This window comes from Phormidium sp. CCY1219, assembly GCF_055795085.1.
The window spans coordinates 56,172-68,112 of sequence record NZ_JAYFEQ010000825.1; the positions used below are offsets into that span (position 1 = coordinate 56,172).

At 50.4% G+C, this 11,941-nt stretch carries 7 protein-coding genes; 5 read left to right on the plus strand and 2 right to left on the minus strand.

Annotated features, from left to right (window positions below; genetic code table 11):
- Positions 1 to 11: 11 nt before the first annotated feature.
- Complete coding sequence (locus tag AC0QH1_RS26080; protein WP_324634374.1) at positions 12 to 479, minus strand: nucleoside 2-deoxyribosyltransferase; 468 nt, start codon at positions 477 to 479, stop codon at positions 12 to 14.
- Between the two features lie 209 nt (positions 480 to 688).
- Between AC0QH1_RS26080 and AC0QH1_RS26085 the strand changes: the two genes are divergently transcribed.
- From AC0QH1_RS26085 to AC0QH1_RS26100, 4 genes are all read left to right on the plus strand, one after another.
- Positions 689 to 2,782 carry a CHASE2 domain-containing protein gene (locus tag AC0QH1_RS26085; protein ID WP_324634375.1) on the plus strand — a complete coding sequence of 698 codons (2,094 nt, stop codon included), beginning with the start codon at positions 689 to 691 and terminating at the stop codon, positions 2,780 to 2,782.
- A gap of 88 nt (positions 2,783 to 2,870) precedes the next feature.
- Positions 2,871 to 3,581 carry a DUF928 domain-containing protein gene (locus AC0QH1_RS26090; protein WP_324634376.1) on the plus strand — a complete coding sequence of 237 codons (711 nt, stop codon included), beginning with the start codon at positions 2,871 to 2,873 and terminating at the stop codon, positions 3,579 to 3,581.
- 114 nt (positions 3,582 to 3,695) lie between these two features.
- Positions 3,696 to 5,414 (plus strand): hypothetical protein, encoded by a 1,719-nt coding sequence (locus tag AC0QH1_RS26095; RefSeq protein WP_324634377.1) that lies wholly within the window; start codon positions 3,696 to 3,698, stop codon positions 5,412 to 5,414.
- 266 nt (positions 5,415 to 5,680) lie between these two features.
- Positions 5,681 to 7,345, plus strand: a complete 1,665-nt coding sequence (locus AC0QH1_RS26100) for a glycosyltransferase family 39 protein (protein ID WP_324634378.1) — start codon at positions 5,681 to 5,683, stop codon at positions 7,343 to 7,345.
- Between the two features lie 189 nt (positions 7,346 to 7,534).
- Here the strand turns inward: AC0QH1_RS26100 and AC0QH1_RS26105 are convergent, their stop codons facing one another.
- Positions 7,535 to 8,224, minus strand: a complete 690-nt coding sequence (locus AC0QH1_RS26105; RefSeq protein ID WP_324634379.1) for a M15 family metallopeptidase — start codon at positions 8,222 to 8,224, stop codon at positions 7,535 to 7,537.
- Positions 8,225 to 8,867: 643 nt separating this feature from the next.
- On the opposite strand from AC0QH1_RS26105, the gene AC0QH1_RS26110 reads away from it, so the two are divergent.
- Positions 8,868 to 11,941 (plus strand): DUF4347 domain-containing protein (locus AC0QH1_RS26110; protein ID WP_324634380.1); only part of this gene is annotated, 3,074 nt, incomplete at its 3' end.

The following is an 11,941-nucleotide window of genomic DNA, read 5'->3' on the forward strand; positions in this document are numbered from 1 at the left end:
CTTCGGAAAAATTATGCGGCATATCGGCGTAAAACCTGCAACAATGGCGGGATAAAATCTTCACCGGGTTGCAGATAGGTGACGCGATCGCTGGAAGGAGGCGGATTCAGGGCGGTTAACAGCAAATGGGCGCAACTGTTGCTCAACATCAGGTTGATTCCCAGGTGTTCTCCACTGCCACGAAAGTCGGTGCGAAGTCCGACAATCGGGATATTTTTGGCATGGGCGTATCCCATTTCAAAACAAGTGCCAGAATCGGCATCGGTGCCGTCTAAAATGGCGAGAATAATCCGGGCTTTATCGATACCGCGAATGCAAATAGCGAATTGTTCTTCTGGTGCCTTAACCCCGGCGCATTCCTGCTGTGGGAGGTAAATCCGATAGCCATTTTCGGTTAAAGTATCGGCCAGGTTTTGGTTAAAGTTGACCTCGGCTTTTGTAAATAAAGGACCGGCCATGTAAATCCAAGAATTGCTCATTATCTAACCCGTTGTTGTGAAAGTGAATAATAAAGGATTTTTCCCCATCCAGGATATAACACAATTCTGTGGCAGGTTGGGTGAGGACATCAAAAGCGTTATCCCTCCCGCGTCGCATTTTGCGCTTTACGATCGCCCTCATTTCTCGGCCAGAGCTATGATATTGGGGTTTCACCGAGGCATTGACTGAGGCACAATAATAATAGGCGATGCAGAACCAACGCCCTCTGCTCGCGCCGGGGTCTCCTCCCGTTTTGATTTCCAGGTGCATTTTGCGGGTGAGTGCGGTGGGAAACCCCCGCGATGGCAATAAATTGTGGCTAAATTTTAATCCCGTGATTATCGAAACCCTCAAAAATAACGTTCTGATTTCTAACGTTCTCGCGAAAGTTTCCCTGCCGTGGCGCACTCTGGCACGGCGGATTGGTTCTGCGGACCTTTCTACAATGGCGATCGCCACCGTTACCGTCACTGGCGTGCTGCTGGGGGTGCGAGAGTTGGGCACGTTGCAACCCTTGGAACTGGCGGTTTTCGATGGGATGATGCGCCTGCGCGGCGATGAAGGTGCAGACCCTCGGATCCTGGTGGTTGCAGTGACGGAATCTGATATCCGCGCCCTGGGACAGTGGCCCCTTCGCGATCGCGTGGTGGCGCAGGCGTTGGCGAATTTGCAGCAACATCAACCGAGCGCGATCGGCTTAGATATTTTTCGCGATGTCCCCAACCAACCGGGCTATGAGGAATTAATCGAACAATTTGACCAACCCAATGTATTTGGCATTACTTATATTGGCGCATCGGATGCCGAAAGCATTCCTCCACCGAAGAATTTGCCCCCGGAACAAATTGGCTTTAACGATTTGCTCACAGATGCTGATGGGATCGTGCGCCGAAATCTAATGTTTGATGTCAAAGATAATGCTACCCTGCACTCGTTTTCTCTGCGACTAGCGCTCGCTTATTTAAAAGAACGCGAAGATATTTTACCGCAACTGACAGAAAACAACCAATATCAGTTGGCCACTACGGTATTTGAAAAGCTCGGCTCCAATTCCGGCGGCTATCAAAACATGGATCCGAATAGTTATAAAATTCTGCTGAATTATCGCTCCGGGAATATCGCGAAGATGGTGCGGTTTATGGACATTATAAACCAGAATTTCGACCCGGAGTGGGTCAAGGATAAAATCGTCATCATCGGCACCACGGCCCCCAGTTTGCACGACTCGTTTTTTACCCCCTACAGTGCCTCGAAAAAAGGCGCTCGCAAAATGCCAGGAGTGCTAATTCACGCTCAAATGGTCAGCGAAATACTCAGCGCGGTTCTCGACGATCGCCCCTTGCTGTGGTATTGGCCGGAATGGGCAGAAATTCTCTGGATTGTTGCCTGGGCAACTGGCGGTGGGTTTCTTGCGGCTAAAAGTCAAACTATCCTCACTCTATCCCTCAGTGCGATCGCAAGTTTGGCACTGTTATTTAGCGGGGGTTTTTTGTTCTTTTTACAGGCGGGATGGATTCCCATAGCCGCACCGAGTTTGACCTTTATATTGGTGGTGGTTGCCGGAGTCACTTACCAGTTCCAACAAGCACGGCAACAGCAACAAATGGTGATGAAACTATTAGGCCAGCAAACTTCCCCCGCTGTGGCCAATGCCCTGTGGAACGAGCGCGATCGCTTACTTAAATCGGGCATTATTCCCGGACAAACAGTCACGGTAACGGTGTTATTTACCGATATAAAAGATTTTACCTCCATTTCCGAGAAAACCTCTTCGGAAGTGATTATGAAATGGTTAAATGAATACTTGCAAAGCATGACCGGCACCGTGATAGAACGTCACGGCATTGTGAATAAATTTATCGGCGATGCAGTGATGGCATTGTTTGGAGTGCCCATTGCGCGCCAAAGTGCGGAAGAAATTGCTCAGGATGCCCGCAATGCAGTCAACTGTGCTTTGGCAATGGGAGAATGCTTGCAAAAACTAAATCAAGATTGGCGCGATCGCGGATTGCCCGTTATCCAAATTCGCGCCGGTATTTTCACAGGGCCGGTTACCGTAGGCAGTTTGGGCGGAACCGAACGCCTCGAATATGGCGCGATCGGCGATAGCGTCAACATCGCCTCGCGTCTGGAAAGTTGTCACAAAGACCGACAAGTGGATGACTGTCGCATCTTAATTGCCGGCCAAACCCTCGCTTATCTCGGGGGCGAATTTGAAGTAGAGTCCTGGGGGCCAATGACATTGAAAGGCAAGCAGGAAAGTGTGGAGATTTTTCGCGTTATTAGACGTAAAAAAAATTAATAAAAAACCGCAGACAATTCCTAAATGATGAGATAGCATGGAAATGGGATTATAGGCAAAACTAAATAAATCATCCAGGAGAAAACCTATGAATGCAACTTCAGTTCGCAAGCGATCGCTGAGCGTGGGTCTCGCCTCGGCCCTGTGTCTGTTCGTCTTCGGAGTGCCCATTTCCCAAATCCAGGCAGAAACCGTTCCCAACATCCAAGGCGGAAACGAACAGCGCGAACCGGGCGGTACTCGGGGAAATGATTGCACCGCAGGCGAAGCACCCCTGACTGCATTATTACCAGGCACCAGCACCCCGGGATTAACCACTGCCGCCTCTCCCACCTTCTTTTTCTATCTGCCGGAAAATTCCGCTGAAGGTGCAGAATTTGTTTTATATGATGAAAAAAGCGAGGCAATTTACGAGAAACAAGTAACCGTTCCCACCACTGAAGGGGTAGTTAGCATTAGCATTCCCACGGATCCGGAAGTTCCCGAATTAAAAGTCGAGAGCAATTATTACTGGACATTTGCATTAGTCTGCGACTACGACGATCGCGCCACCGATGAATACGTACAAGGGCAAATCCAGCGGGTAGAACTGAGTCCGGATCTGACAACGGAAATCGAAAATGCCACCGTTCGCGATCGCGTCGCCCTTTACGCCGATGCCGGTATCTGGTACGATACCCTCACCACCTTGGCACAACTGCGCCGGGAAAATCCCACCGATCCCCTTCTCGAACGCAACTGGGTCGATCTCTTGCAATCAGTTGGATTGGATAAAATTGCCCGCGAACCCCTCCTGTAACCGCGAAGTTTTGGGCGCAAACTTAATCCCAAATGCGGCAGGTGTATCGTGCTGAGCGTGGAATTATCGCGCCGTATTTTGGCTTACCCAAGCCGGTAAACCTTCAACCCTACCATGCACAGCGCCCGATCGCTTAAACTGTTCGTCGCACCTGCTGCAAAATCCTCCCACAAAGTGGCGATATTTTGGTTGTTCCTCAGCCTCACTTTCGCCGCCACTTACGGCATTTTGGCCCTGCAAGACGCCTTTAGCGCCGACTACGTGGTGCAAGACGATGCCCGCCAGCATGTCTTTTGGATGCAGCGCTTCTTAGACTCCCAATTATTCCCCCAGGATTTAATTGCCGATTATTTTCAATCCGTTTCCCCCGCCGGATATGCCACCCTTTATCGCCTCATGGCAGCGGTGGGAATTCCTCCATTAATCTTCAGCAAAATCCTCCCCCTCATTCTCGGGTTAATCACCACTGTCTATTGCTTTGGCGTCACCCTTCAGCTATTACCCGTTCCCTTTGCGGGATTTCTCGCCACCGTATTGCTCAATCAAAGCCTTTGGATGCAAGATGGCTTGATTTCTGCCACGCCAAAAGCCTTCGTTTATCCCTTGTTTTTGCCCTTTTTGTATTACCTGTTAAAGCAAAACTTACTCGGCACAGCAGGGGCGATCGCCCTTCTCGGACTTTTCTACCCTCAGTATGTTTTCATCGCCGCCGGCATTTTAATCCTGCAACTCATCCAGTGGAAAAATCGCCGATTTTCTCTCTCTTTCCCGGCTAAAAAAACTCGCTTTTTTGCCATAAATATCGCCGTTGCCTTCTTTATTCTGCTCCCCTATGCCATCAGCACCTCGGAATTTTCGCCGACAATCAGTCTCGCCGAAGCTAAAACCTTACCGGAATTTTTACCGGGGGGCAGAACCCAGTTTTTTATCGCAAATGCTTGGGATTTTTGGTTCCACGGGCGCAGTGGGATTGGCTTATCCGCTGCCCTGACCCCGGCATTTATGGCTCTGGGATTTTTGTTGCCAATTTTGCGGCAATTTCCGCAACCGTTTCCCCTGGCAAAATCTCTGTCAATTCGGGTGAGAGTCTTAGGGGAATTATTGCTCGCTTCTCTGGGGATGTTTTTTGCCGCCCACGCCCTCCTGTTTCAGTTGCATTTGCCCAGTCGCTACACCCAACATAGTTTGAGAATGGTGATGGCATTTTCAGCGGCGATCGCCATTACTTTATTGCTAGATGCGGCGGGAAAATGGGCGCGCACCTTGTGGCGCAAGTTGCTATTTTTTCCCCTCACCAGCTTGCTATTGGCGACGCTGATTTTTTATCCCCAATGGGCGATGAGTAATTTCCCCTGGACTTATTACCAAACTGGTACCCAACCGCAACTCTATGGCTTTTTGCAACAGCAACCAAAAGACAGTCTGATTGCTTCGTTATCGGAAGAAGCAAATAATTTGCCCACCTTTGCTCATCGCTCGATTTTAGCAGGGCGAGAATATGCGATTCCCTACCATTTGGGCTATTACGCGCAATTTCGCGATCGCACCGAAGCCACTATCGCAGCTCAATACACTCCAGAACTCGCAACAGTGCAACAATTTCTCGATCGCTATCGCGTGGATTTGTGGTTGGTGGATAAAGGCGCATTTACCCCCAGCTATCTGGCAGAAAATTCTTGGCTTCGTCAGTATCCCGCCGCCCAACAGGCGATCGCTCAGTTAAAGTCTCCAACCCCTCCCGCGATCGTCACCCTCATGAACCGCTGTTCTATCTTTGAAAATTATGGCACCGTTGTCTTAGACAGCCGTTGTATTTTAAACTCAGATTCGTAAGCAAGGAGGTAAGCACTAATGCCAAATAAATTGCACATCCATTTTTGAGGTTTGTCGGGTGGGCAGTTCTAGAACTTCCTGCGCGAGGCGGAATTTCCCTTGAATGGCGAGGCCCATCCTACCATCTGGCATTATTTTTGCACGAGTACATAAATGATTTGGCTGTGAATAGGGGTCATTCGGTGAGCAGTGCTTACCCTAATTTTGAACTCACACCCCTGCATGAAAAACGATATAAACTCTCGAAAAAAAAATTGATAAAAAAAATGAAACGACATCAACTCAAGTTCAAGCCATTGCATTTACTGGTGGTTTTTCTCTTGGCTGTGGGAATTTTTTTGCGCTTTTACAATCTGGATAAAAAAATCTATTGGATTGACGAAGTGCATACTTCTTTGCGGGTGGCAGGATATCGCAAAAGCAAATTTGACGAGCGCATACCAACCCGAGAAATCCTCACCGTCGAACAGTTGCATCAATTCCAGACTCTCTCTCCCGAAAATGGCTGGAACGATACCATTGATGCCTTAGCTGAAAACGCCGAACATGCACCGATTTACTATCTGCTAACTCGACTGTGGATGCAGTGGTTTGGCAGTAGTGCGGCTGTTACTCGCAGTTTGGCGGCAGCGATTAGTTTGCTGGCATTTCCGGCTATCTATTGGCTGGCGATCGCGTTATTTGAATCGCCTACTGTGGGATGGTTTGCTATCTGCTTGCTGGCGGTTTCTCCCTTGCATTTGCTTTACGCCCAAGAAGCCAGACAATATAGTTTGTGGACCGTCACCACCTTACTTTCTAGTGTGGCACTCCTGCGGGCAATGAAACTGCCTACGCGCAAAAGATGGGCAGTTTATGGAATCGCGGTTTTTCTCGGGTTTTATTCCCATTTAATTTCGGGATTGGTGTTTTTCGGACAAGGGCTTTATGTGGGATTACTCGAAAAATTTCGCTGGACGAAACGAGTGCAATATTATCTGTGGGCTTCTCTGGCGGGAGGCGCGAGTTTGATTCCTTGGATTATCGTTTATTTTGATAATGAAAGCACCATCGGGCAATGGATGGGAAGAGAGATTCCTCTGGGCAATTTAGGGAAGCGATGGGTTGTGAATCTGACGGCGGTATTTTTTGACCTTCATAGCGTTTATCCGCGACAACTTTTTGATGTGGTAGGCGGTGAAGATATGACCCAGTTTGCTTGGGGAGATGTAGGGGTTTATGCGATAATTCCAGTTGTGATGGTGGTGGGATATGCGCTTTATTTCCTCTGTCGCAGCGCGCCGCGACGGGTTTGGCTGTTTCTGTTGAGCGCGATCGCCGGCAATGGTGTATTTTTAATGCTCTACGATATCGTTTCTGGAGGTCAGCGATCGGGAATTGCCCGCTATCTGTTTCCCTCTTATCTCGCCATCCAACTCGCCGTCGCCTATCTTTTTGCCCGCAAAACCGCGATCGCCCCCCAGGAAGCACCCGGAAAGGCGCTTCCCCGGTGGGGCTTGCCGCTGGCTAAAGTTGGCAATCTGCAACAATTTTTTTGGCAATTGTTATTTGTGCTGTCGATCGCCGGGGGAATCTTCTCCTGTGCCATCAGCGCCCAGGCGGAGACTTGGTGGCACAAGTACAGCAGCTATTATAATGCCGAAGTCGCCGCGATCGCCAATCAAGCGGAAACCCCCTTAGTGATTTCCAGTCCCAAGCGCATCAGTCGTCTCACTTCTTTGAGCTATAAACTCCATCCCAAGGTGCGGTTATGGGTACTCGAAGACGATGCACCGATCCAGATTCCCGAGGGTTTCAGCGATGTCCTGTTATTCCGCCCCTCCATCGACCTATATGGCGCGATCGAGCAGCATCCCAATTACCAGCTTACCCCCCTTCACCCCTTCGGACATATTTGGCAAGTAGAACGGCAATCAACAGCGGGCGATTGAAATCCCGCCTAGGCAAGCTTTAGCGTAGCCATGCCCCCTAGGGCTATACTCCGCCTACGCGACTATACACTGTTTCCCGGCAACCGCCTGGGAACGCCCTCTGCGAGGCTCCGCCTCCCCTACAGAAATCTCACATTTTGCCATCTCCACCGACATATACAATTAAACGATCGCCACTTTCGCCTCCAGTTAATCCACTCTGCCATAGCGGGCGGTGTCTTGCCCGGTTAACCAGGCCCACATTTGATCGCCGTAGCAGAAGTGCCACCACTCGTTAGGATGGCGGGCAAAACCGACCGATCGCATGGCATCTGCCAAAATTTGCCGATGCATGTCATACACTCTTTCCGCATCGTCGCTACTGTTGGCGAAATAATCCGGGTGCGATCGCGGGGAAATTTCATCGATGGGCGACCCCATATTTACTGCGTCGCCGGTTGCTGCGATGAGGGTAACATCCACTGCAGCACCGGTGGCGTGGGGCGGCGGTGTCGCTACATCAGCACTGGGAACCGCCCAGAATTGATAAACCGACTGGAAAATATCTTGACGCTGTGCCTCGGTTAATTCGGCGAGGGTCAAACCGCGCGATCGCACTTCTGAGGCAAAAGCATAGTTTACCATAAATTGCTGCACCGCGATCGGGCGATAGGCGTCGAAAATCTGGATGCGCCACCCGGGATGATTTGCCTGCAGGGCGTTTTGGGCGGCGAGCAACTTTTCCACCACCCCTTGACGCAGATAAAAGGGCGATCGCCCCCCATAAGGTGCCCCCAGTTTTTCATAGGGATGCGGCGACTCCACCGCAAAGCGATCCAAAGGAATGGGTACTAAAGGTTCGCCACACTCGGCGATCGGGAGAAGCTGATAAGGTTTCATCTGAGATCCAAGTCAGTCCATTTTGCCAAAAATTGCCATCACCCCGCATTGGGGGATCCACTGTATTTTATCAGATTTTGGGAAAGAAGTTGCAAATTGCATATTGCATATATTTTTTATATCACCTGAAACACAAGCCGAGTTTAACCGGATTTTCCTTAAGGATCCACTGGAATTTAAAACGGGCATTGTTAAAAACATTTAACATCATATTTTAGCAAATTACGGCAATTTTGGGTAAATTATCAATAAATTTAGCAATTTAACCGGAAAAAACTAAAAAAAATAATTTTTCTTTAAATTGCTATTGCATTCTTTGCTTTAAGCTTAAAAAAATTAATTTTTGCTTTTTTAGTGCAATGAATTGGCTCGTCGGGGTGCTGGTTTTTTCCCGCGTCATTTTTCCGTGATTTTACGCATCAGCCTGTCACACGTTATACCCAAAGAGAGATGCCCACTTATATCTAGAGGGGGAGTGCCGACTACCGGGTAGTGCGGGTTATAGTAGGAAGGTAACAAGTTTTTCTTTGTGAAGAGCTTAGGGAAATAAACATTTCAGTCAACAACAGTTTGACCCTCCGGGTAACGCGATCCGTGTCCGCCAGAGAAACCTTATGTCAATCAATGGGGATGTACCAAACCGATGAAACATATTCAACTAGAACCGCAAACTGCTTTTGGGAACCAGATGGCTTCCACCGAGGAAGAGATCGCGTCAAATCCGGCGCAAAACCTTGTCTTTATCGATTCCACCGTTGAAGACGCCGATACTCTCATCGATTCCCTAGCACCGAATACCGAAGCGATCGCGCTGGATAGCGATCGCGACGGTATCGAGCAGATCGCAGAAGCGATCGGCAATAGGACTGGCATCGAGAGCATGCACTTCATTTCTCACGGTGCCCCTGGTACAGTGTCCCTTGGGGCCACCGAGCTCAATGCCGAAACCCTGGAGAGCTATAGCGAACAGTTGCAATCTCTCGCGTCTAACCTGAGCGATCGCGCCGATATTTTATTCTATGGCTGTAATGTAGGCGAAACCGAAGCCGGCGCAGCTTTCCTGGAAAAACTGAGTCAGCTCACCGGGGCAGATATTGCCGCCTCCGAGGATTTAACCGGCGCGGCTGTCTTACAAGGCGACTGGGATCTAGAAGTCACCACAGGCGACATCGAAGCTCCCTTAGCGGTGGAGGAACAAGCGCAGCAAAAGTATAGCGGCGTATTGGCCAGCTTTGCCCCACAAAACGGCGAAGAATTAATACAGGCGATCGAGGAAGCGAATAGCAACCAAGAAGACGATACCATAAACTTGCGGAATCAGACCTTCACCGTAAGCGAGATCGACAACAACACCGACGGTGACAATGGCTTGCCCTCAATTAAACCCGATAACGGGCACAGCCTGATTATTAATGGTAAAGGCGGCACCATCGCCCGAAGCGATGGCGAGGATACGCCGAAATTTCGGCTGTTCCACGTGGATGAAGACGCCACATTAAAGCTGCGGAACCTCTCCCTAGAAAACGGCTATGCCAACGGCGGGCCGCAGGAAAAAGACGGGGGAGCGATTAAAAATCGAGGCACCCTGACGAGTTCAAATATCGACTTTTTGAATAACACCGCCACAGAAGACGGCGGTGCGATCGATAACGACGGTGGATCGGCCAAAATCGGCTATAGCACTTTCACCAACAACGTCGCCAATGATGATGGTGGGGCTATCCGCAACCAAGACGGCACGATGAGAGTGACCAAAACCACCATCTCCGACAACAGCGCCAATGATGACGGCGGCGGGATTCGGCATCGCGCGGGAGACCTGACGGTTTTAAATAGCACCATTTCCGGAAATTCTACAGAGAATCAAGGCGGCGGCATCTTCACCGACGCGCGGATGAAGATACAATTTAGCACGATAACTCAAAACCGGGCAGAAAACATCGGCGGCGGAGTTGCGGTAGAATCCTCTGCCGGTGGGAGTGCTGGGGTGACGCACACGATTATTGCCGGGAACACCAATGGTAACGACGGCATGGAAGCTCCCAATGTTACCGGAACGTTTAAGAGCCGTGGCTATAACTTACTAGGCAACCCAGAGGGTAGCAATGGGTTTAAGATACAAAACGGTACAGATCTGAGCTTGGCCGAAATCGGGGGGATTCCACTGAGCGAGGTTATCGATCCCAATCTGGCACAAAATCAAGCACCAGAAGACGCGCCGCTCACCCACGCCCTGGTTCCCCGTTCGCCGCTGATTAATGCTGGAAACAATGAGAGAGTGCCGGAAAATGCGGACACCGATCAGCGCCGCGAGGGTTTCGAGCGAATTGCCGGGAAAGCGGTGGATATCGGTTCATATGAAAAACAAGCCTTGCCCAAGTTGGTGTTTTCGGAGATTATGTACGATCCCGCCAGCGAAGCACCCAATTGGGAGTGGGCAGAGGTATATAATGCCGGCAATCGAACCGTTAATTTAGGCGGATTTGTATTTGATGACAATGACGATCCGGCACTGACCGAAGCCAATGTGGGACAGGGTTCGATCGCCCCTGGGGAAACCGGAATTTTATATAACAGCGAGGCGATCGCGGCAGCCGATTTTAGCGCCGCCTGGGATTCCGAAGCGAATCTGGTGCCCGTAACCAATTGGCCCGAATTGGACACCGAAGGCGATCGCCTTGCCTTGTGGCCCAGTCTCGCCGACTATAAGATTGGGTTGTCCCAGACCACCGATCGCGTCAACTACAACAATAGCGACGCTTGGCCCACCGATGTTAATCCCACCTCGATCTATCTCACCGACGTCAGCGGGAATAACCCGAGGCAATTTAACGATAACGGCGAAAATTGGGCCAGGAGTGCGATCGGACGCGCTTCCCCCACCGCCACTGCTTACGAAAGCGCCGTAGCGGGGAATAATAGCGGGTTAGATGTGGGTTCTCCCGGAACCACCGACAGCACCGCCCCCAGTTGGGAAGACTTCACCCTAGAGGATGTCGCCCAAGGAGACAGCAGTACCAACTTAACCCTCAGCTTTACCGATAACCGGGCGATCGATTTTTCCACTTTAGATAATTCCGACATTCAGATAACCAGTGAGAACGAGTTTTCTCAATTCGCCAACTTAGTCAACACCAGTCTCGACGGAAACGGAACGCCGATCGCCGCCACTTACCAGATTTCTCCTCCCGGAGGCACCTGGAACTTTGAAGACGATGGCACTTATACCGCCCAGTTAAAAGGCGATCGCGTGCGGGATACCACCGGAAATCCCGTTCCCGCTGCAACCTTAAGCAGCTTTGAAGTGGCTCTCAACGATGCGCCCACCGTAGAAAATGCGATCGCCGATCGCTCCTTTTCCGAAGGCACTCCCGTTAACTTTGAAATTCCGGAAAATACCTTCGCCCCTGACAATCCGGGCGATACCTTAACCTATGAGGCAACCCGCGCCGATGGCACATCCCTTCCCAGTTGGTTGAACTTCGATCCGGAAACGCAAACCTTTAGCGGTACTCCCACCGATAACAGTGTAGGCGACGTCGAAATCGCGGTACAAGCAACCGACGAAGAAGGTGCCACGGTTAGCGATGACTTTAACATCAGCGTCACTCCCACGGAGGAACCCAGCGAACCGCCCACGGAGGAACCCAGCGAACCGCCTACAGAGGAACCCAGCGAACCGCCTACAGAGGAACCCAGCGAACCGCCTACAGAGGA

What these genes read in the sequence shown, in the direction of transcription:
- AC0QH1_RS26080 (WP_324634374.1), bottom strand. Translation starts at nt 479, where the DNA reads ATGAGCAATTCTTGGATTTACATGGCCGGTCCTTTATTTACAAAAGCC.
- AC0QH1_RS26085 (WP_324634375.1), top strand. Translation starts at nt 689, where the DNA reads ATGCAGAACCAACGCCCTCTGCTCGCGCCGGGGTCTCCTCCCGTTTTG.
- AC0QH1_RS26090 (WP_324634376.1), top strand. Translation starts at nt 2,871, where the DNA reads ATGAATGCAACTTCAGTTCGCAAGCGATCGCTGAGCGTGGGTCTCGCC.
- AC0QH1_RS26095 (WP_324634377.1), top strand. Translation starts at nt 3,696, where the DNA reads ATGCACAGCGCCCGATCGCTTAAACTGTTCGTCGCACCTGCTGCAAAA.
- AC0QH1_RS26100 (WP_324634378.1), top strand. Translation starts at nt 5,681, where the DNA reads ATGAAACGACATCAACTCAAGTTCAAGCCATTGCATTTACTGGTGGTT.
- AC0QH1_RS26105 (WP_324634379.1), bottom strand. Translation starts at nt 8,224, where the DNA reads ATGAAACCTTATCAGCTTCTCCCGATCGCCGAGTGTGGCGAACCTTTA.